Here is a 22,927-nt window from a genome sequence, read left to right as displayed (position 1 = left end):
TATAATAAAGTAGGGGATATAGAATGAATCAATTCCATATTATACAAGAGAAGCTGGAGGCATTTATTAGGCGTTATTACACTAATGAATTGCTTAAAGGCGCTATTTTGTTTTTTGCCATTGGCTTGTTGTATTTTTTATTCACGCTTTTTATTGAATATATTTTGTGGTTAAACACAACAGCGAGAACCATTTTGTTTTGGCTATTTGTGTTTGTTGAACTTGCTTTGTTGTTTAAATTTATCTTTTTGCCCTTGGCTAAATTGTTTAAACTTCAAAAAGGGATTGATTATGTAGAAGCTTCAAAAATAATTGGGAAGCATTTCCCAGAAATAAATGATAAGTTATTGAACGTGCTTCAATTGCAAAAAGAATCGATTCAATCAGAATTATTGTTGGCGAGTATCGAACAAAAATCCATGGAATTAAGTCCGATTCCATTCAAAACAGCCATTAATTTCAAAAAGAACATTCCGTACTTAAAGTATGCTGCCATTCCTGTTTTAATTTTATTAATAACGTTTTTATTTGGTAAAATAAATTGGTTTAGCGATAGTTTTAATCGTGTGGTCAATTACAAAACAGCTTACGAACCACCAGCGCCCTTTCAGTTTTTTGTGGTTAATAGCGATTTGAATGCTATAGAAAATAATGATTTCACTCTAATTGTTAAAACGGCAGGTGATGTTATTCCCGAAAGCGCACAAATTGTTTATGATGATGAAACGTATTTTTTACAACAAAAGGGCGTTGGGGAATTTGAATATGTTTTTCCTAAGCTTAAAGAATCTACAGAATTCCAGCTTACAGCAAATGGTGTAACGTCAAAGCCATATACTGTTAGTGTGGTAGAAGCACCAACGTTGTTGGCTTTTGAAATGGTTCTGGAGTATCCAAAGTATATCAATAAAGCTTCAGAAGTTTTAAAAGGCACGGGAAATACGGTTGTTCCAGAAGGCACCAAAGTAACTTGGCAACTTCAAACGAAATCGACTGAGAACGTTTCATTATTTTCAAAAGATACGTTAACGTTTACATCTGAAAAAGACAATGTTTTTAAAGCTTCTAAGGCATTATATAACGATTTTGAATACACATTAAGCACGAGCAATAAAAACCTTAATAATTACGAGAATTTAGCGTTTAGAATTGATGTTGTGAAAGATGAATATCCAGAGTTAAACGTTAAAGTTGAGAGAGATTCGTTGGATTTGCAAACGCTTTATTTTTACGGACAAGTGAGCGATGACCATGGATTTAGTAAACTTCAGCTTGTTTATTATCCGTCAGATGATGAAACCAAAAAGAAGTATGAAACCATTTCTATATCATCTTCCAATGTTTCAGAATTCATCACGGCGTTTCCAAATAATTTAAATATTCCTGAAGGAATTCATTATGAGTTATTTTTTCAAGTATTTGACAATGATGTTATTAATAAATTTAAAAGTGCAAAAAGTTCTGTATTCTCCTATAGAAAGCGTACCAAGGATGAAGAAGACCAAAAGAAACTCAATGAACAAAGTGAAACTATTAAAGATTTAAATAAATCCTTGAAAAAGTTTGATGAACGCGATAAGGAATTGGAAGAGTTACAACAAAACCAGAAGGAAAAGTCCACATTAAACTTCAATGATAAAAAGAAACTAGAATCATTTTTAAAACGCCAAAAACAGCAAGATGAAATGATGAAGAACTTCAATGAAAAATTGAAGAATAATTTAGAGGAGTTTCAGAAAGAGAACAAAGAAGAAGATGCATTCAAAGAAGATTTAAAAGAGCGTTTAAGGGAGAATGAAGAGCAGCTTAAAAAGGACGAGAAGCTTCTTGAGGAATTGGAAAAACTTCAAGACAAAATAAACAACGAACAATTATCAAAAAAGCTGGAAGAATTATCAAAACAAAATAAAAACAAGAAGCGTAGTTTAGAACAACTGCTTGAATTAACCAAAAGGTTTTATGTAGAAAAGAAGTTGGATAAGCTTAAAGATGATTTGCTTAAAATGGCCATTGACCAAGAGAAATTGTCAATTGAACCAGAGGAAAAAAATACTAAAGAAAATCAGGATAAGCTTAATGAACAGTTCGGTGCATTTAAAAAAGAACTTGAGAATCTAAAGAAGGAATCTAATAGCTTAAGAAAGTCCATAGATATCCCCCAAGACAAGCCTCAAGAAGACGCCATTAAAAGCGAGCAACAAAAAGCTTCTGAAGAATTACAGAAGAAAGATAATGAGCAAGTATCTGATGATAACAATCAACAAAACAAGAAAGAAAACAGTTTAAAGAATGCTCAACAAAGTCAGAAGAAAGCCGCTCAAAAAATGAAACAAATGAGCGAAAAAATGCAATCATCCATGCAAGCTGGGGGCGGTGAGCAACTTCAGGAAGACGTTGATATGTTAAGACAAATACTAGATAACTTAGTGTTATTTTCATTAGATGAGGAAGATTTAATGGATCAATTCAATGCTATCGATGTAAACCATAATAAGTATGCTACCTATTTAAAGAAGCAGAAAAGTCTACGGGAAAATTTCGAACATATTGATGATAGTTTGTTTGCGTTATCCCTTCGTCAACCCAAACTTTCTGAAACCGTTAATAAGGAAATCTCAGAGGTCTATTTCAATATTGATAAAGCTTTGGATCAATTTGCTGAAAGCAGATTGTATCAGGGCATTTCGAATCAACAGTTTACGGTAACAGCAGCAAATAACCTGGCCAATTTTTTAAGCGATGTTTTAGACAGCATGCAGGAGAATATGAATATGGGTAAAGGACAAGGTCAAGGCGATATGCAATTACCAGATATTATTATGAGCCAAGAGGAACTTAATAAGATGATGCAAGAAGGTATGAAAGAAGCATTGTCTGGAAAACCAAAGGAGGGTGAAGGAGATAAAGAGGGAGAAGGTAAAGAAGGTGAAAAAGGAAAGGTTCAGAACAAAGGTAATAATGGCGATAATTCAGGAGGAGAAGGCGAAGGATTGAATAATGATTTAGATGGCAAACTGTATGAGATATATCAGCAACAGCAGCAACTGAGAGAAGCTCTGGAAAAGCAGCTTAAAAAAGAAGGCATGAGTGGTTCTGGTCAGAGATTATTAAAACAAATGGAGGATGTTGAATTGGATTTGTTGAATAAGGGGTTCACAAACCAAACACTTCAAAAAATGATGGAGTTACAACATCAATTGTTAAAACTTGAAAATGCTACCTTTCAGCAAGGGCAAGATGATAAACGGGAATCTGAGACGAATAAAAATCAGTTTAACAATAATTCTATTAATCAAATTCCAACAGCTAAACAATATTTTAAGACTACAGAAATATTGAATAAGCAAAGCTTACCTTTGCAACAAAGTTATAAGACCAAAGTGCAAGAATATTTTAGGAAAGAAAATGATTCAATTTAATTACGAAACAAATTTTTCATTAACTAATGAGAATGAATTAGCTGATTGGATTTCTAATGTTATTATATCTGAAGGTTATAAATTAGAAGAGATAAATTATATATTTTGTGACGATGAGTATCTTTTTAAATTGAATGTAGAGTTTTTAAATCATGACACTTTAACTGACATTATTAGTTTTGATTACTCTATCGGAAAAATTATACAGGGCGATATCTTCATTTCTGTAGAAAGAGTCCGAGATAATGCTAGTGATTTCAAAGTTTCTTTTCTTGACGAACTTCACAGGGTTATGGTTCATGGTGTTTTACATTATTGTGGCTACAAAGACAAAAGCTTGGAAGATGAGTCAATGATGAGAGCCAAAGAAAACCACTACTTAAAACAGCTTGTTTAATATTCGGTAAATCAGTGTATATTTGCACTTTTTAAAAAGCATTTTATTTATTGTTCCACGTGGAACGTTTTAATTTCAGATCTATGTTTAACGAGATATATGATGTTATAGTTGTTGGAGCTGGCCACGCAGGTAGTGAGGCTGCTGCTGCTGCTGCCAATATGGGAAGCAAAACATTGCTTGTTACCATGAATCTTCAAAACATTGCACAAATGTCATGTAACCCAGCAATGGGGGGTATTGCAAAGGGCCAGATTGTTCGCGAGATAGATGCTTTGGGTGGTTACAGCGGTATTGTTTCAGATACGTCAGCCATTCAATTTAAAATGCTTAATAAATCAAAAGGGCCAGCTATGTGGAGCCCTAGAGTGCAAAGTGATAGAATGCGATTTGCTGAGGACTGGCGTTTGCTTTTGGAAAAAACGCCAAATCTAGATTTCTACCAAGATATGGTTTCTGGATTGCTTATAGAAAATGGCCGTGTTGCGGGTGTTAAAACTTCTCTTGGGGTTGATATTAAAAGCAAATCGGTTGTTCTTACAAATGGTACTTTTTTAAATGGCTTAATACATATTGGTGACAAAAATTTTGGTGGTGGTAGAGCTGGTGAAAAAGCTGCTACAGGTATTACCGAACAATTAGTTTCTTTAGGATTTGATGCTGGGAGAATGAAAACAGGGACGCCTCCAAGAGTGGATGGTAGATCATTAGATTATTCCAAAATGATTGAGCAACCCGGTGATGATAAACCCGAAAAGTTTTCTTATTTAGATATTACAAAACCACTACAAGTTCAGAAATCTTGCCACATGACTTATACAAGTGAATTGGTTCACGATTTACTGAGAGAAGGTTTTGATAGGTCGCCTATGTTTAATGGACGGATAAAAAGTTTAGGCCCTAGATATTGTCCCTCTATTGAAGACAAGATTAACAGGTTTGCGGACAAGGATAGGCACCAATTATTTGTAGAACCAGAAGGTTGGAATACCGTTGAAGTTTACGTGAACGGCTTTTCAACATCACTTCCGGAAGATGTTCAATTTAAAGCATTACGTTCAGTTGTTGGGTTTGAAAATGTGAAATTTTTTAGACCTGGCTATGCTATTGAGTACGATTATTTTCCACCTACGCAATTAAAACATACTTTAGAAACGAAGCTTGTAGAAGGACTTTATTTTGCTGGACAGATTAACGGAACTACAGGTTATGAAGAAGCAGCATCCCAGGGTTTAATGGCAGGTATTAATGCGAGTTTAAAGGTTCAAGAAAAAGAAGCTTTTGTTTTGAAGCGAGATGAAGCTTACATAGGTGTTTTGATTGATGATTTGATTACTAAAGGCACTGAAGAACCTTATAGAATGTTTACTTCTAGGGCAGAATATAGGACGTTATTGCGCCAGGACAATGCCGATTTAAGATTAACACCCAAAGGTTTTGAAATTGGCTTGGCTAGCGAAAAGCGTTTGCGCAGAATGGAGCAAAAGCATAGTGAAGCAGAAAAGTTTGTTGAGTTTTTTGCCACCACAAGTGTGAAGCCAGAAGAGGCAAATCCTGTTTTAGAATCGAAAGAATCATCTTTAATCAAACAATCGGATAAGATGTTTAAAATCTTTTCGAGACCAAATATCACTATTGACGATATGCGAAAGTTTGATGCCGTTGAAGATTATATTAGAGAAAATGATCTTGACGATGAAGTTATAGAACAAGCCGAGATTCAAGTTAAATATTCTGGTTATATTTCAAAAGAGAAGAATAATGCTGATAAACTTAGCCGACTCGAGTATGTAAAAATTCCTGATAATTTTGATTATTCCCAAATCAAATCGATGAGTTTTGAAGCAAGGGAAAAGCTTAAAAAAGTGCAACCAGTAACTGTTTCTCAAGCTTCAAGAATAAGCGGTGTTTCTCCAAATGATATTTCTGTTTTGTTGGTTTATATGGGAAGATAAATTTCATTTGTTCCACGTGGAACGTAAATTTATTTGTGCATAGAATAAATTAATTAAGTAATATTCTTGAATTCGTGACAAACGTTAATCCAAATAAAACGTATTTAAAAGTAAAAGATCATTCTGTTTCGAAGGAGATGTTCGATTTAATCCAGAATTCAAAATATGGTTTTTTAGAAACGTTTCCGCAACCAGCATCACATAAGTTATCAGACTATTATAAAAGTGAAGATTACATTTCCCATACAAATTCAAGAAGAAATTTGTTTGAGAAGATTTATCATGTGGTCAGAATGTTTTCTTTAAGGCAAAAACTTAAATTGATTAATCCTTTTTCAACAGAAGAGAGGACTTTATTGGATGTTGGTTGTGGCACCGGTGATTTTTTAGAAGTCACTAAAAAAAATAATTGGAAAGTTTTTGGAATTGAACCAAATATTGAGGCAAGGAGCATAGCTAACAAAAAAACAGAAAATACCGTTTTTGATGTTGAGCAACTTTATAAATTTGATGCTTCTAGTTTTGATGTGATTACTTTGTGGCATGTATTGGAACATTTGCCAAATCTTGAAGAGCAACTATTAATTTTAAAGAAGTTATTAAGACCAAATGGCGTTTTAATAGTGGCCGTTCCAAATCACAAAAGTTACGATGCACAGTATTACAAAGAATTTTGGGCAGCTTACGATGTGCCAAGACATCTTTGGCATTTTAACAAAGAATCTATCTCAAAATTGTTTGTGGATGTTTCAATGAAAGTTGTAAAAACGAAGCCCATGTATTTTGATGCTTTTTATGTAAGCTTACTATCTGAGAAATATAAATCTTGCAGAATGAATTTTTTTAAAGGATTTTGGATTGGACTGCTCTCAAATTTGAAATCTCTAAAAACAAATGAAGCCTCTTCTATAATTTATATCATTAAAAACAGCTAAAAATAATTTTAAAAGCATTTAACGCTTTATTTTAATGCAAAAAGCAATAACACCAAGGCTATTTTTATACGCTTCTTAAAACGCCTATAAACCACGTCTTGTTAATAACTAATATTTATCACATATAATTAAATCGATAATTTTTACTGATAGATTAAAATCAGGCTAAATTCCCTTTTTAATCTAGCTAACTTTATTACATTTGTCCGTATTATAATAACCAAAATAAAATGAAGAATATATTTTATATCGCTGTGCTATTATTGGCATTTACATCTTGTCAAAAACAAGCTAAAATCGGATTTGTAGATAGCGGTACATTGATTAATGATTACCAAAAGAAAAAAGATCTAGAAGCTAGATTCCAAGTAAAAGAACAAGCTTTCAGGAAAAAATTTGATAGCGTTGAAAATGCTTTTCAAGTTGAGGCTCAAAAATTTCAAGCCGAAGCAAATAGAATGGCGCCAGCCTCAGCTCAACAAAAATACCAAGAGCTTAGCCAGCAAAGACAAGTTATTGATCAGCAAAAACAAGTGGAAGCGCAACAATTTCAACAAGAATTTCAAACGGAAATAGATACTTTAATAGTAGCAGTTAAAAAGTTCGTGAATGATTATGGAAAGAAAAATGGTTATACCTATATTTTAGGTACTAGTGATGCGGCTGCAACAGTTTTATACGGAACCAAGGAAAACGATTTAACAAAACCTATTTTAGATGCTTTAAATGAATGCTGTCGCTAAAATAACAGTATGTCATTAAAAAAGGCTTAGAAACGTAATTCTAAGCCTTTTTTTATTTTAAGCTTAAAATGGTTTAATCTGGATTTTTATGAAGTAACCGAGTTAATTTTATAGATAAATCAGTCAATATAATTTTTGAATTCCCATTGCGCTCAATATGGTAAATGGCATCTTGCAACTCACCGCTAATTTCTAAAATGTTATTTCCGTGAACAAAAGGCGCAAATTTTTCAAGCTTAAACGATTCAGCTTTTGGTTCTAAATAAACCAATTCTTGTGCTTTGTAATTCAATAACAAAGCTTGTCTAAAAAAATCAAGGCAATAGTTTAAAAACTGTTTTTGGGTTTCCCTTCCGGTCTTTGAAATATCATCGCTCCATGAAATTAAATCATGTATCGCTGCTTTGTTTCCCTTAGCTTTAAAGGCACTGCGTATCCAAAATATAAACCATTCTTCAAATTGTAAATCTTCAGAATCCTGATACACCAAATCACAAGCCTTATTATAATTTCCGTTAGATTGATGCGCTATTTTTGTAGCAACGGATACATCTATTCCGTAATTTTTAATTAAAGCTTCTACGATAACATTCTCTGCCAATGGTGGAAATTGTAATATTTGACAGCGTGATTTTATGGTATTGATGATTTGTCCTTCGTCTTCAGTAATAAGAATAAAAACCGTTTTAGTTGGTGGTTCTTCAATGAGTTTTAGGAGTTTGTTGGCACAGGCCGAATTCATTTTTTCAGCCATCCAAATAATCATTACTTTATAACCACCTTCATAGGCTTTTAGTGATAAGGATTTTACAATATCTTGCGCCTCATCTACACCTATTTGACCTTGTTTGTTGTCAACGCCTAGCAAATTGTACCAATCAAATAAATTGCCATAGGGCTGTTCTTTAATCAGTTGACGCCATTCTTCTAAATAATTACTGGAAATAGGGTGGCTTTTAGCTTTATCACTTGTAGTTACGGGAAATGCAAAATGTAAATCAGGGTGGGATAGGTTTTTAAATTTTGCTATACAATCTTCTTTGCTTTCGGCATTTTTATTAGCGCACAAAATAGATTGTGCATAAGCAATGGCCATAGGTAAGGTGCCGCAACCTTCATTTCCCACAAATAATTGAGCATGAGGTATTCTACCATTTTCAACACTTTGTTTTAAATGGTTTTTTATGTGTTCCTGACCTAAAATATCTTCAAAAAGCATTCACAAACCTACATAAAAATTTATTATTAAATGGCATCAATTAATAACACATGTCTTTCATAACATTCCTTTGTCAAATTTAACACAATGAAAAATATCAAAGGAAACATAGGGTTTTTAAAATTCTTTTTCAGATTCAATCGTTTTCGTTAAAAAACACATTTTCTAGCTGTTTTTAATTAATTACATTTGTAAATATAAAAATGAAATCGCAGTTAACCATATTATTAATAAGCAAAAACATTATAATAAAACGATTCCATATAACCTTTAAAAAATAAATAAACAGCTTTTATGAAAACGCTAAACGATTTTAATTTCAAAAATAAAAAAGCATTAATACGAGTAGATTTTAATGTGCCTTTAAATGAAAAATTTGAAGTGACAGATGCTACCAGAATAGTATCTGCAAAACCAACAATTATAAAGATTTTAGAAGATGGCGGAAGCTGTATTTTAATGTCCCACCTTGGAAGGCCAAAAGGCGTTCAAGATGAATTTTCTTTACGTCACATCGTTAAAGAAACTGAAGATATCTTAGGTGTAAAAGTAAAGTTTGTTAGTGAATGTATAGGCGAGAAAGCTGAAATCGCTGCTGCAAACCTTCAACCAGGAGAAGTGTTATTATTAGAAAATTTACGTTTTCACAAAGAAGAAGAAGCAGGGGACAGAGTTTTTTCAGAAAAATTAGCAAAACTAGGCGATATTTATGTAAATGATGCGTTTGGTACGGCACATAGAGCGCATGCATCAACAACTATCATTGCCGATTTTTTTCCAAAAAGTAAATGTTTCGGATATTTATTAGCACAAGAAATTGAAAGTATAGATAAAGTTATGAAAACAGGGGAAAAGCCTGTTTTAGCAGTGCTTGGAGGCGCTAAAGTATCTTCTAAAATCACTATTATAGAAAACATTCTTGATAAAGTGGACCACTTGATTATTGGAGGAGGGATGTCTTTCACGTTTATTAAAGCTCAAGGCGGAAAAATAGGTAATTCTATTTGTGAAGATGATAAAATGGATTTGGCTTTAGATATATTGAAAAAGGCGAAAGCTAAAAATGTACAAGTTCATATTCCAGTTGATGTTATTGCCGCAGATGCTTTTAGTAATGATGCCAATACGCAAGTTGTTGATATTGATAAAATTCCAGATGGCTGGGAAGGTGTAGATGCTGGTCCGAAATCCATAAAACACTTTCACGATGTTGTTATGAAATCTAAAACAATCCTATGGAATGGTCCATTAGGTGTTTTTGAAATGGAAAGCTTTGCAAAAGGTACTATTGCTTTAGGAAATTCTATTGCTGAAGCAACTAAAAATGGCGCCTTTTCATTAGTTGGCGGAGGCGATTCTGTTGCTGCTGTTAAACAATTTGGTTTTGAAGACAAAGTTAGCTATGTAAGTACTGGTGGAGGCGCCATGCTAGAAAGTTTAGAAGGAATAGTACTGCCTGGGATAGCGGCGATCATCGAATAATTCGAATAAAGTTTTTAAAATTGCCCAAAAAATACGATTTTAGCCATATTTAGCGTTAATTAACTATAGAAACGACATAATATGGCTAAGATTTTATCAATAATTTTTTTCTTCACGTTTTTGGTTTGTAGTTCACAAATCAAAAATTCCATAACTAGCATAGAACAAAGTTCTAATACGTTAGTTGACAGTACTACTCAAATTTTAAATGATATTAATAAAGTTCAAGATACCACTATATTTAAAGCTGTTTTTGATAATGAGCACGCCGCATCTTTAGATAAAAAATGGCTTGAGGATTTATATAGCAATACACTTTTTGATACTATTTATGAATCTGTTGCTGAACTTACCATTGAAAATGTAGACTATCCAGAACTTCCAACCGATACTTTAAAAGCTAGGCTAAAAGAACTTGATGCCAGAACACCATTTAACGTAGAATATAATCCAGCTCTAGAAAGTGTTATAAAATCGTATTTAAAGAATAGAAGAGAGGTATTACAAAGGCTTATAACACTGAGTGCTTATTATTTTCCCATGTTTGAGCGTGAATTAGATAATCATAACATTCCTTTAGAAATTAAGTATCTAGCAGTTGTAGAATCGGCTTTAAAACCAGCAGCGAAGTCAAGAGTTGGCGCTACGGGTTTATGGCAGTTTATGTATAGTACAGGGATATTATATGGATTAGATGTAACGAGCTATGTTGATGAACGTAGCGATCCTATAAAATCAACGGAAGCAGCTGCAAAATATCTATCCAAGTTATATGAAATTTTTGGGGATTGGGATTTAGCTCTAGCGGCCTACAATTCTGGTCCTGGTAACGTAACAAAGGCCATTCGTCGTTCCGGCGGCTATAAAAATTATTGGAACATTAGAAATAATTTACCTAGAGAAACAGCGGGTTATTTACCAGCTTTTTTAGCCAATATGTATATTTTTGAATATGCAGAAGAACATGGTTTTAAGAAAATGAAACCAGAATTTGCCTATATTGAAACAGATACCATCAGAGTGAAACACATGATTACACTCGATCAAGTTTCTGAGGTGACTGACGTTGATATAGAAGAACTTCAGTTTTTAAACCCGTCTTATAAACTAGATGTTATTCCTTATGTTAAAGGAAAAGATTATACCTTGCGCTTACCAATGTCAGCAATCGGCACTTTTGTAACCAACGAAGACGCTATTTACGCGTATGCTAAAGCTGAATTTGATAAAAGGGAAAAACCATTACCTCAATTAGTTGAAGAAAAAAGCAAAACAACCTATGTGGTTAAATCTGGAGATTATTTAGGTAGGCTGTCTAGAAAATTTGGTGTTAGGGTAAGTCAAATTATGCAATGGAATGGATTAAGAAGCAATGAGATACGCGTTGGGCAGCGGTTAACCATATATCCTCGTAATTATGTAGCAACTACAAACACAGCTACAACGGCATCAACCGCTGTAAAAGCATCAATAACAAGTAACATTTCTGGCGATATAATCACCTATACAGTTAAGAGTGGCGACTCTCTTTGGAGTATTTCTCAAAAATTTCCTGGAGTTTCTGTTCAAAATATAAAAGAATGGAACGATATTAGCGGTAGTAAATTGAAACCGGGGATGAAACTTAAAATATCTAAAGGATAATCCCTCTAACCTTATATTTATTATGCAAAAAGTTCTTTTAGTTACATGTATATTGTTACTTGCTTTGTCATGTAAAGATGGTAAATCTTCCAATGATAAGATGTTTTTAGATTCTACGGGAAAAATAAACGAAGTTTCAGTTGTTGTAGATAACGATTTGTGGAATGGTACTATTGGAGAAGCTGTCAGAAATACATTAGCATCACCTGTTTATGGGCTACCGCAAGATGAACCAACTTTTAACATCAATCAGATACCTTCCCAAGTTTTTTCTGGTTTTGTAACAAAAAACAGAACAGTTCTAATAATTAAAATTGGCAATGAATCATCGATTTCCTTTAATAACGATGTATATGCAAAGCCTCAACGAGTTATTACTATTTCAGGAAAAAATAATCAAGATGTCTTTGATCAAATCAATGAAAACGCATCTAAAATTATTAGTACATTTAAAAACATTGAAATATTTCACAAACAACAACAGATTAGAAAAGTATTATTCAATACCAAATCAATTCAAGAGAAGTTAAAATTAAATATAAATTTTACAACAGCTTATAGAATTGCAAAAAATGAAAATGACTTCTTTTGGATTCGAAGAGATACGGACATAGGTTTCTTATGTCTTTTGCTTTACGAACTGCCCTATAACGATATTAAAAGAAATGATAGTATAATCAATCAAATTATAAGAATAAGGGACTCCGTAGGCAAAAAACACATTGAAGGTCCTGTTGAAGGTTCTTATATGACTACTGAAAACGCCTATACACCCTTTAATACAGAAACCATATTAGATAATAAACCAACATTGGAGACTAAAGGCATGTGGGATGTTCATAACGCTGTTATGGCAGGGCCATTTATAAACTATGCTATTGAAGACAAAATAAACAATAGATGGGTAATTGCCGAAGGGTTTGCATATGCGCCTTCTGTTGAAAAGCGAGATCTCATGTTTGAATTGGAGGCTATCATAAGATCCATTAAAATCCAATAATTAATAGCAAAAAAAGCCCAACATTTTATATAATGTTGGGCTTTTTTGTAAAAGCTACATATTATTTTTTCTCTTCCTCATTTTTTTTATCGTCACCTTTACTAGCATCTTTAAATTCTTTAATGCCACTTCCAAGACCTCTCATCAATTCAGGAATTTTTTTACCCCCAAACAATAACAAAATAACTACCACAATTAATATAATTTGTGGAGCACCAATAACCAATGGTAACATATATAAGCTCATAGTGAATATATTTAAAGAACAAAGTTAATAATTTAACTTTAATTAAATCGTTTCTAACATAACTTTAGCATAAAGAATGAGGATGCTTTGATGTAATTTTATTTAATTTTGTTATTAAGATGGATGAAAGAAAAAAAAAACCAAAAAAATTAAAGAGAAAACTACTAGATAAGTATCGTTTGGTTGTTCTTAATGAGGACACATTTGAAGAACGAATATCTTTAAAACTTACAAGACTAAATGTGTTTGTTTTGGTTTCTTTATCGGCTATTTTATTGGTTTTAGCCACCCTTATGTTAATAGCTTTTACGCCGTTAAGAGAATATATACCAGGCTATTCTTCTACAGCATTAAAAAAACAAGCTACCGAACTTACGTTTACAGCAGATTCACTACAACAAATCATAAGTATGAATGATAAGTATTATGAATCTATAAAAAAAGTATTGCAAGGCGATGTAAGTAAGGTAGATTTTAATAAAGATTCGATTATTAAAGCAGTTAAACTAGAAATTGATCAAGTAGATTTAAGGCCTAATCAAGAAGATTCCATTTTGAGGGAAAAAGTGGACAAAGAAGATAAATACAATTTGTTTGAATCTGCAAAATCAGGAACAAATTTTGTTTTATTTCCCCCAGTAAATGGAACCATAAGCGAGCCTTATAATTTAAAGGAAAGGCATTATGCGGTAGATTTGGTGGTAGCTAAAAACACACCTATAAAAGCTACTGCTGATGGGTCTGTGATTTTCGCAGAATGGACTGCCGAAACGGGATATGTTATTATTTTAGAACATAGCCAAGGACTATTGTCGGTTTATAAACACAACGCGTCTTTAACTAAAACACAAGGTGATTTGGTTAAAGCAGGAGAAGTTATTGCCACATCTGGAAACACGGGCGATTATACTACGGGTCCTCATTTGCATTTTGAACTTTGGAATAACGGTTACCCCATAAACCCAACTAACTTTATAGATTTTAAATAATGCTATCAATAAAATCTGTCCTAGCAAGGCCATTTGCAAAACGCATCTACAATAGTGTTCAAAAATGGGCAAATAATCCCATTGAAACACAAAAACTTGTTTTTAAAAACTTAATAGACCAAGCAAAAAAGACCCAATTTGGAAAGGATCATCATTTTGAAACCATAAAGTCTTATGATGATTTTGTAAAACGGGTACCAATAAGGGATTATGAACAGTTAAAACCTTATGTTGATAGAGTTGTTGCAGGAGAAGAACACGTTCTTTGGAAAGGAAAGCCCTTATATTTTGCTAAAACATCGGGTACAACCTCTGGAACAAAGTACATTCCCATCACTAAAGAAAGCATGCCTTACCATGTAGAATCTGCTAGGAACGCCATTTTGATGTACATTAACGAAACAGGCAACAGCAAATTTGTGGATGGAAAAATGATTTTTTTACAAGGAAGTCCCATCATGAAAGAGCAAAATGGTATTCAAGTAGGTCGACTTTCAGGAATAGTGGCACATTATGTTCCTAAATATTTGCAAAAAAATCGAATGCCCACTTGGGAAACCAATTGTATTGAAGATTGGGAAACCAAAGTAGATGCCATCGTTGAAGAAACTTTGCCAGAAAACATGACGGTTATTTCTGGAATTCCATCTTGGGTTCAAATGTATTTTGAGAAGATTCATAAAAAAACAGGAAAAAAAGTCGGTGACGTTTTTAAAAATTTCAATTTATTTATTTTTGGAGGCGTTAATTACGAACCGTATCGTGCCAAATTTGAAAACCTTATTGGTAGAAAAGTTGATAGTATAGAATTGTATCCAGCTAGTGAGGGCTTTTTTGCTTATCAAGATAAACAGAATGAAAAGGGCATGTTGCTACAGCTTAATTCGGGCATATTTTATGAGTTTATTAAAGCTAACGAATTTTTCGATGAAAACCCAGTACGAATCACCATAAAAGATGTTGAAATTGGTGTAAACTACGTGATGATAATTTCATCAAACGCAGGGCTATGGGCCTATAATATAGGTGATACCATTGAATTTACCTCTGTTAAACCATATAGAGTCATTGTATCTGGTAGAATAAAACATTTTATTTCTGCCTTTGGAGAGCATGTTATTGGCAAAGAAGTTGAACAGGCCATGCAAGAAGCAACGGAGAATACAGATATAAGGGTTTCAGAATTTACGGTGGCGCCTCAAATAAATCCTGAAATTGGATTGCCTTATCACGAATGGTTTATTGAGTTTGAAAATGAACCAGAAAACCTTTTAGATTTTGCCAAAAAAATTGACGAATCGCTTCAAAAGCAAAATGCGTATTATTTTGATTTAATACAAGGCAATGTATTACAGCCACTTAAAATAGCTAAGGTAAAAAAAGACGGATTTCAAGATTATATGAAGTCCATAGGAAAATTGGGCGGACAAAATAAAATCCCACGTTTATCTAACGATAGGAAAATTGTTGAGGCTTTTCCTCACTCAAGTTTGTGTAAATAGTATTACCTTTATAGCGTTTAAAATAGTTATGAAAAATAAAAAACATCACGAAAGAACAAGGGCACAAGAAAGCTCAAATGCTATCGAAAGGATGTATATAACTATGCGCCATTTATTTAACCGAGGGTTTTATAAACCTATGGGTATTTCGGGCGACACATTAAGACAATCCTTGTTGCTATTAAGACCAGAAATTTACGGTTCCATAGGTGAAGAAAAAGCAGAATTAGCAGGCTTACTTTATGTGATTGATAGGTTGCCTCAAGGTATTGAAGAATGTACGTTCATTAATCTAACAAGCGATGAAGGCTACTCCAATTCGCATTTTAAACCTATTATTCCTGAAAAAAGAAAACGGAATTGTTATAGAATTGATGATGAGCAAATGAATATTGAGATTACCAGAGGGCGCTCTGAAATCTATGATATTTTAACGCATCTTACCTTTCTTTTTGTGGAATCCCATAAAATTAGCAACCGTGTTCTTGCACATGAGGAGGAAGGTGTCATTACCAGAGATTGGGAAAAACTGGAAAAAGCGGTTTTAACAAAAAAGAAACTTACGCAACCAGAACGGGAAGTCGCCATTACTCATACGGCTAATATTTTAGGGAGAACCTTTAATGAACTTACAGCCGCTTACGGTGGTTTTGCAACACCATCACAACCAGAACGCTTGTTGCATATTGTATATTGGTTAGGTAAATTAGCCATAGAAGAACAACTTGATAAAAATAAGCGCACAATTACATTTAGTCCTGTTTTAAGAGAACGCATTGGTCATCATATCCATGGCGAAATTTGGGCAGATTCCATTAAGGAGACACTACATAAGAACGGATTGTTAGAAAGACCCATTCATATAATAAGTGCCAACATGCATAGTGTTATGAATACTTTATTTGCTCCTGAAGCTTTAAAAACAGAGTTTCCAAATAAAGATGTTTATGAAGTCTATGAGCAGCTTAGTAAAAAGGAAAATCAAGATATTCGAAATAAGGTGACTGTAACAGCGTTAGAAAGTGGTATGACTTTTATTCAAGATACTTCAGGCACTAATATAGATGTCCAAATTTTTGACACCAGTAAAATAGATTTTGATAAGATTGATATAAAAGCGAATAATGAAGCCTTAAAATCAAAAAAACCTATTATTTTGGTCATGGATTATGCTTTTGGAGAGCAGGCTTATGAAACCATTGACGAGCTTTTAAAACCATATAAAGTAAAAGGCACTAAAGTTCTTTTAAATGTTGAATCCATTTCCATTATGGGAAAAGCAGGTATTTTAGAAGGAGGCAAAGGAGATATCATGATTCCATCGGCCCATATTTTTGAAGGCACAGCGGATAATTATCCGTTTACAAATGAATTAAAAAAAGAAGATTTAGAAGGTCAAGGCATTCATGTTTATGAAGGCTCTATGATTACGGTTTTAGGCACATCGCTTCAAAACAAGGACATTTTAAAATTCTTTTACAATTCAACATGGAATGTTATTGGTTTGGAAATGGAAGGTGCACATTACCAAAAAGCCATCCAAGCGGCTTCTAAAGTTAGAAGAAGCATTAGTCCAGATGTGAAAGTAAGATATGCCTATTACGCCAGTGATAACCCATTAGAAACTGGAAGTACGTTGGCATCGGGGGGCTTAGGGACTACGGGCGTAAGACCTACCTATCTTATAACAAGAAAAATATTAGAACAACTATTCAACTAACAATTATAGAATTATGAGTAAAGAATTGCCACAGCCACAACAGTCTGAAGAAGTAGATTTAGGACAATTGTTTAAATTAATAGGCAATGCCTTTGACCGTTTTTTTAAGTTCATAGGCAGTATTTTTAAAGGCGTATTTGGCGTTATCATACTCTTTTTGCTTTTTCTCCAAAAAAACTTTATAAAACTTATTATTGTTGGAGTCTTAGGTATAGCCATAGGGCTTTATTTAGATATGACCAAAAAAACAAAATATGTTTCCACAATGGTGGTAGAGCCAAATTTTAATAGTGTACAGCAGTTGTACAACAATATAGATTTTTATAATGAATTGGCTCGTGCAGAAGATTCTAGTGCTTTGGCAGATGTTTTCAAAATCACAAAAAAGCAAGCCAGTGCGATAAAACAGTTTAAAGTAGAGTCGTATTCAGATGAAAATCAAAAAATACAATTATTTGATAGGTTTGTACGTAGTCTTGATACAACGACTCGAAAAGCTATAGACATGAAAGCGTATCTTGAAAATTTCAACTCTTTTGATGCGCGGTTTCATTCCATTTCAATTATAGCAACAAATAATAGCATCGCAAAAAAGATTCAACCTATAATTATAAATTCTATTTCAAATAACAACTATTTTAAGCTTCAGAAAGAGACAGATAGTACTAATATAGAATTTCAAGAAGAACTTTATCACAAACAAATTATCGAGATAGATTCTTTGCAAGCGCTTTATAAAAGAGTTATGGAAAAGGAGGCTGCACGTCCTATGCAAGGCACGTCCATTAATCTAGGAGAAAATGGCGGCAAAGAGAATAAAGAACTTGCTTTAATAAATAAAATAGAAGAATTAAAATCTAGCTTAGTAGAACTTAATGAAGAACGCGCCAATAAATCTAGTATATTAAATGTTATTTCCGATTTCCCTAATAAGGGAGTCAAAGAAAAAGGTATTTTTAAAAGTTATAAGTTTCTTGTACCATGTGGAATGTTAATTTTGTCATTATTTGTTTTTGTCATCTTGTCATTGAATACCTATCTAAAGAATTATAAAAAAAATTAAATCATGACTATTTTAATTACTGGTGGAGCAGGTTTTATTGGCTCACATGTAGTCAGATTACTTGTTGAAAAATATCCAAATTATCATGTTGTTAATTTAGATGCTTTAACATATGCCGGTAATTTAGAAAATTTAAAGGATATTGAAGACAAACCCAATTACACGTTTGTAAAAGGAGATATTACCAATGAAGTTTTTATTAATAATTTGTTCAAAAAATTTAAGTTTGAAGGCGTTATACATTTAGCAGCAGAATCTCATGTTGATAGATCTATAAAAGACCCTTTGGCGTTTGTTAAGACCAATGTTATTGGAACGATGATTCTTTTAAATGCCTTTAAAAATTTATGGGAAAATGACTTTGAGAACAAATTGTTTTACCACATTAGCACGGATGAGGTTTATGGTACTTTAGGACAAATAGGATTGTTTACCGAAACTACATCTTACGATCCAAATTCGCCTTATTCTGCTTCAAAAGCCAGTTCAGACCATTTTGTAAGAGCTTATGGAGAAACTTATGGAATGCCTTATGTCATTACAAATTGTTCTAACAATTATGGTCAGAACCAGTTTCCAGAAAAATTAATTCCGTTGTTCATCAATAATATCATAAACAATAAATTATTACCTGTTTATGGTGATGGGAATTACACAAGGGACTGGCTGTATGTAAAAGACCATGCTGTTGCTATTGATCTAGTTTTTCATAAAGGAAAAAACAAAGAAACCTATAATATTGGTGGGTTTAATGAGTGGAAGAATATTGATCTGATAAAATTACTTTGCCTGCAAATGGATGAAAAGTTAAGTAGAAAAAAAGGCAGTTCAGAAAGATTGATAACCTATGTGAAAGACCGGCCTGGACACGATTTAAGATATGCTATTGATGCTTCAAAAATCAACAAAGAGTTAGGTTGGAAACCATCGGTAACTTTTGAAGAAGGATTAAACAAAACCATCGATTGGTATTTAAGTAACGAAGATTGGCTTGCTAATGTAACGAGTGGGGAATATCAATCATATTATGAAAAGCAGTATGGTTAATGAAACATCCTTGAGCAAAAATATTTTAGCAATAGAAAATATTTTGATGTTTAGGTGACCAACACAAATCAATAAACATAAAAAATGAAAGGAATCGTATTAGCAGGAGGCTCTGGCTCAAGATTACATCCATTAACATTATCGATTAGTAAGCAATTAATGCCAATTTATGATAAGCCCATGATTTACTATCCGCTTTCTACATTAATGTATGCGGGAATCAATGAAGTTTTAATCATTTCCACACCCAAAGACTTGCCATTATTTCAAGAGTTATTAGGTGACGGCAAAAAGTATGGTTGTAAATTTGAATATGCCATTCAAGAAGCACCTAATGGATTAGCAGAAGCTTTTATTATTGGAGAAGCTTTTATTGGAACAGATAAAGTAGCACTTATATTAGGAGACAACATATTTTATGGCACCGGCTTGGCAAAATTGTTACAAGCGAACAATAATCCAAACGGGGGCATTATTTATGCCTATAGAGTAAATGATCCAGAACGCTACGGTGTGGTTGAGTTTGACGCTAGTGGACAAGCTATTTCTATTGAAGAAAAGCCAGAAAACCCCAAATCAAACTATGCTGTACCAGGTATATATTTTTACGATAATTCTGTTGTAAAAATTGCAAAAGGTATACATCCAAGCCATAGAGAAGAACTCGAAATTACAGATATCAATAAAGAATATTTAAGACAAGGAAAGCTTAATGTAAGCATTTTAGACAGAGGAACGGCATGGTTAGATACAGGTACATTCCAATCATTAATGCAAGCCTCTCAATTTGTTGAGGTAATTGAAGAACGCCAAGGGCTCAAAATAGGATCTATTGAAGCAGCTGCTTATGAAATGGGATATATTAATGAAGATCAGTTTAAAAATTTAGCAGAACCTTTATTAAAAAGTGGTTATGGTAAAAATTTATTAGGCTTACTTAATAAAAAATAATGACAGTAAAAGAAACAAAATTAAAGGGCTGTTTTATATTGGAACCAACAGTTTTTGAAGATAGTAGAGGCTATTTTTATGAAAGCTTTAATCAAAAGACTTTCAATAAATTAATTGGTCAGAATATTAATTTTATTCAAGATAATGAATCTTTTTCCATAAAAGGCACTCTGAGAGGACTTCATTATCAAAAAGGGGAACATTCCCAAGCAAAATTAGTGAGAGTTATTAAAGGTTGTGTTTTAGACATTGCCGTTGATATTAGAAAAGATTCTTCAACTTATGGGGAATATGTATCCTTAGAATTATCAGAAGCCAATAAAAAGCAATTGTTTATCCCAAAAGGATTTGCACATGGTTTTGTGGTATTAAGTGATACGGCTGTTTTTTTTTATAAATGTGATAATTTCTACAATAAAGCATCTGAGGGAGGGATTATTTATAATGATAGCTCGTTAAATATAGATTGGAAATTAAATCTTGAAGAACTTGTTATGTCAGAAAAAGATTTGAATCTACCACCTTTTAAAAAGATAAATTTTTAACTTTTCGTATGAAAGCCCCTGATTTAAACACCCAAATATCCAGTGCCCAATATCCAAAACCCATTTTAGTAACAGGAGCCAATGGGCAATTAGGACTGACCATACAAGAATTATATGCTGGAAATAGTGCTTTTGATTTCACTTTTACTTCTAAATCTGAATTAGATATTACTAACAAACGAGAGATTGATATTTTTTTTGAGAAGTATAAGTTTGATTATTGTATAAATTGTGCAGCTTATACCAATGTGGAACAAGCCGAAAGAACGCCTGATTTAGCCTATAAAATTAATGCCAAGGCTGTTAAAAGTCTAGCCCTTGTATGTAAAGAATATGATACAACATTAATTCATATTTCAACAGATTATGTGTTTGATGGTAAAAAGGAAACTCCATATACAATAAAAGACCTACCAAACCCGATAAATGAATATGGTAAATCTAAATTATTGGGGGAACAGTATATTCAAGAAATATTACAAAACTATTTTATAATTAGAACTTCTTGGTTATATAGTAAAAAATACGGCAAAAATTTTTACAGGACTATTTTAGAATTGTCCAAAACAAAAAATGAGTTGTCTATTACTACAGAACAAATAGGATGTCCAACTAATACCGAAAGTTTAGCAAAAGCCATTATAAATATAATTGTTAATGAGTCAAAAGAATATGGATTAAAACACGTTTCTGATGATAAAGTGATGACGTGGTACGATTTCGCAAAAGACATCTTGTCAGAAAATAAATTAAATAGCAAGACTAAACTTGTAAAAACTAGTAATTATGCTACTTTTGCGAAGCGACCTAAAAACTCTATTTTATTAAATTAATAAAAACAACTACATGAAAAAGAAAGTAGCATTAATTACAGGTGTAACAGGACAAGATGGCGCTTATTTAAGTGAGTTTCTATTAAATAAGGGGTATGAAGTTCATGGATTAAAAAGAAGATCCTCTATGTTTAATACCGATAGAATAGATCATTTATATCAAGACCCTCATGTAGAAAATAGAAATTTTTATCTTCATTATGGCGATTTAACTGATAGCACAAACTTAACAAGAATTATCCAAGAAGTACAACCAGACGAAATATACAATTTAGCAGCCATGAGCCATGTACATGTATCTTTCGAAATGCCAGAATATACTGCTAATGCAGATGGGATAGGAACTTTGAGATTGTTAGAAGCCATTCGTTTTTTAGGAATGGAAAAGAAAACCAGGATTTATCAAGCTTCTACATCAGAATTATACGGCAAAGTGCAAGAAGTTCCGCAAACCGAAACCACGCCATTTTATCCAAGAAGCCCATATGCTGTTGCAAAAATGTATGCTTATTGGATAACCGTTAACTACAGGGAAGCTTATGGGATATATGCCTGTAATGGGATATTATTTAATCATGAATCACCAATAAGAGGAGAAACATTTGTAACACGTAAAATAACCAGGGCAACCTCAAAAATTGCTTTAGGGTTACAAGAAAAAATTTTTCTTGGAAATTTAGACGCACAAAGAGATTGGGGACATGCTAAAGATTACATTCGTATGATGTGGATGATTTTACAAGCGGATGAGCCAGAAGATTGGGTTATTGCTACAGGAAAAACAACAACTGTTAGAGATTTTGTGAAGATGTGTTTTAACCATGTAGGAATTGAACTTGAGTTTAAAGGAAAAGGGGTTGATGAGAAAGCCTATATCCAACATTGCCATAATCAAAAGTATCAGTTGGAAATTGGAAAAGAAGTTGTTGCGGTTGACCCTAAGTATTTTAGACCAACTGAAGTTGATTTACTTATTGGAGACGCTACCAAAGCTAGAGAAAAACTAGGGTGGATTCCTAAATATGATTTAGCAGCATTAGTGGAAGACATGATGACAAGCGACATTAAACTCATGGAAAAGCAACAATACCTTAAGGAAGGTGGGTATAAAATCAAAAATTATTTTGAATAGTTATCCAAGCATTATTGCAAAGTGTCCAGATAGCTATTTGTAGACTGAACAAACTTATCAATGATTTTTACATCATTGTGAAGTAATCTCTTTGTAGAGATAAA

General features: G+C 32.9%; 19 protein-coding genes. 17 read left to right on the top strand and 2 right to left on the bottom strand.

Annotation, left to right across the window (positions count from 1 at the left end):
- Positions 1-23 precede the first annotated feature (23 nt).
- The 5 genes from CDH50_RS03575 (at position 24) to CDH50_RS03555 (ending at position 7,449) form a co-directional block, all read left to right on the top strand.
- The gene (locus tag CDH50_RS03575; RefSeq protein ID WP_100610494.1) at positions 24-3,419 is read left to right on the top strand and encodes a DUF4175 family protein; all 3,396 of its coding nucleotides are present in this window, start codon (positions 24-26) and stop codon (positions 3,417-3,419) included.
- Positions 3,406-3,816 (top strand): rRNA maturation RNase YbeY, encoded by a 411-nt coding sequence (gene ybeY / locus CDH50_RS03570; protein WP_100610493.1) that lies wholly within the window; start codon positions 3,406-3,408, stop codon positions 3,814-3,816. Before CDH50_RS03575 ends, ybeY begins: the two co-directional genes overlap by 14 nt.
- Before the next feature lie 83 nt (positions 3,817-3,899).
- Positions 3,900-5,771, top strand: coding sequence for a tRNA uridine-5-carboxymethylaminomethyl(34) synthesis enzyme MnmG (gene mnmG, locus CDH50_RS03565; RefSeq protein WP_100610492.1), 1,872 nt, complete (start codon positions 3,900-3,902; stop codon positions 5,769-5,771).
- Positions 5,772-5,908: 137 nt separating this feature from the next.
- Positions 5,909-6,706 carry a class I SAM-dependent methyltransferase gene (locus tag CDH50_RS03560; protein WP_100610491.1) on the top strand — a complete coding sequence of 266 codons (798 nt, stop codon included), beginning with the start codon at positions 5,909-5,911 and terminating at the stop codon, positions 6,704-6,706.
- Positions 6,707-6,936: 230 nt separating this feature from the next.
- Positions 6,937-7,449: an OmpH family outer membrane protein gene (locus tag CDH50_RS03555; protein ID WP_100610490.1), complete on the top strand. Its 513-nt coding sequence runs from the start codon at positions 6,937-6,939 to the stop codon at positions 7,447-7,449.
- 73 nt (positions 7,450-7,522) lie between these two features.
- Here the strand turns inward: CDH50_RS03555 and CDH50_RS03550 are convergent, their stop codons facing one another.
- Entirely contained in the window at positions 7,523-8,668 is a 1,146-nt protein-coding gene (locus CDH50_RS03550; protein ID WP_100610489.1) for a DNA polymerase III subunit, read from the bottom strand.
- A gap of 294 nt (positions 8,669-8,962) precedes the next feature.
- Here CDH50_RS03550 and CDH50_RS03545 point away from each other — a divergent pair, with 294 nt between their 5' ends.
- The 3 genes from CDH50_RS03545 to CDH50_RS03535 all read left to right on the top strand — a co-directional run bounded on the left by CDH50_RS03545 (position 8,963) and on the right by CDH50_RS03535 (position 12,794).
- Positions 8,963-10,150: a phosphoglycerate kinase gene (locus CDH50_RS03545; protein ID WP_100610488.1), complete on the top strand. Its 1,188-nt coding sequence runs from the start codon at positions 8,963-8,965 to the stop codon at positions 10,148-10,150.
- 81 nt (positions 10,151-10,231) lie between these two features.
- The gene (locus CDH50_RS03540; RefSeq protein WP_100610487.1) at positions 10,232-11,794 is read left to right on the top strand and encodes a lytic transglycosylase domain-containing protein; all 1,563 of its coding nucleotides are present in this window, start codon (positions 10,232-10,234) and stop codon (positions 11,792-11,794) included.
- Between the two features lie 22 nt (positions 11,795-11,816).
- The gene (locus CDH50_RS03535; protein ID WP_100610486.1) at positions 11,817-12,794 is read left to right on the top strand and encodes a DUF4837 family protein; all 978 of its coding nucleotides are present in this window, start codon (positions 11,817-11,819) and stop codon (positions 12,792-12,794) included.
- A gap of 61 nt (positions 12,795-12,855) precedes the next feature.
- Here the strand turns inward: CDH50_RS03535 and tatA are convergent, their stop codons facing one another.
- Complete coding sequence (gene tatA / locus CDH50_RS03530; protein WP_100610485.1) at positions 12,856-13,041, bottom strand: twin-arginine translocase TatA/TatE family subunit; 186 nt, start codon at positions 13,039-13,041, stop codon at positions 12,856-12,858.
- A gap of 119 nt (positions 13,042-13,160) precedes the next feature.
- Between tatA and CDH50_RS03525 the strand changes: the two genes are divergently transcribed.
- The 9 genes from CDH50_RS03525 to gmd all read left to right on the top strand — a co-directional run bounded on the left by CDH50_RS03525 (position 13,161) and on the right by gmd (position 22,823).
- Positions 13,161-14,030, top strand: a complete 870-nt coding sequence (locus CDH50_RS03525) for a M23 family metallopeptidase (RefSeq protein WP_100610484.1) — start codon at positions 13,161-13,163, stop codon at positions 14,028-14,030.
- A complete protein-coding gene (locus tag CDH50_RS03520; RefSeq protein WP_100610483.1) occupies positions 14,030-15,532 on the top strand; it encodes a GH3 auxin-responsive promoter family protein in 1,503 nt (500 codons plus the stop codon). The genes CDH50_RS03525 and CDH50_RS03520 overlap by 1 nt, the downstream gene beginning before the upstream one ends.
- A 28-nt stretch (positions 15,533-15,560) precedes the next feature.
- Entirely contained in the window at positions 15,561-17,252 is a 1,692-nt protein-coding gene (locus CDH50_RS03515) for a DUF6909 family protein (RefSeq protein WP_100610482.1), read from the top strand.
- Between the two features lie 13 nt (positions 17,253-17,265).
- Positions 17,266-18,315: a hypothetical protein gene (locus CDH50_RS03510; RefSeq protein WP_100610481.1), complete on the top strand. Its 1,050-nt coding sequence runs from the start codon at positions 17,266-17,268 to the stop codon at positions 18,313-18,315.
- A gap of 3 nt (positions 18,316-18,318) precedes the next feature.
- Positions 18,319-19,362, top strand: a complete 1,044-nt coding sequence (rfbB, locus tag CDH50_RS03505) for a dTDP-glucose 4,6-dehydratase (protein ID WP_198513426.1) — start codon at positions 18,319-18,321, stop codon at positions 19,360-19,362.
- An 84-nt stretch (positions 19,363-19,446) separates the two neighbouring features.
- On the top strand, positions 19,447-20,313 hold the full coding sequence (gene rfbA / locus CDH50_RS03500; RefSeq protein WP_100610479.1) for a glucose-1-phosphate thymidylyltransferase RfbA: 867 nt from the start codon (positions 19,447-19,449) through the stop codon (positions 20,311-20,313).
- Positions 20,313-20,858: a dTDP-4-dehydrorhamnose 3,5-epimerase gene (gene rfbC, locus CDH50_RS03495; RefSeq protein WP_100610478.1), complete on the top strand. Its 546-nt coding sequence runs from the start codon at positions 20,313-20,315 to the stop codon at positions 20,856-20,858. The genes rfbA and rfbC overlap by 1 nt, the downstream gene beginning before the upstream one ends.
- Before the next feature lie 8 nt (positions 20,859-20,866).
- The gene (gene rfbD, locus CDH50_RS03490; protein ID WP_100610477.1) at positions 20,867-21,691 is read left to right on the top strand and encodes a dTDP-4-dehydrorhamnose reductase; all 825 of its coding nucleotides are present in this window, start codon (positions 20,867-20,869) and stop codon (positions 21,689-21,691) included.
- A 13-nt stretch (positions 21,692-21,704) separates the two neighbouring features.
- The gene (gmd, locus tag CDH50_RS03485) at positions 21,705-22,823 is read left to right on the top strand and encodes a GDP-mannose 4,6-dehydratase (RefSeq protein ID WP_100610476.1); all 1,119 of its coding nucleotides are present in this window, start codon (positions 21,705-21,707) and stop codon (positions 22,821-22,823) included.
- Positions 22,824-22,927 lie beyond the last annotated feature (104 nt).

This window comes from Confluentibacter lentus, assembly GCF_002806995.1.
GTDB classification, from domain to species: domain Bacteria; phylum Bacteroidota; class Bacteroidia; order Flavobacteriales; family Flavobacteriaceae; genus Confluentibacter; species Confluentibacter lentus.
Note: the sequence above shows the minus strand (reverse complement) of the source record. Positions and strands in the feature narration are given on the sequence as shown.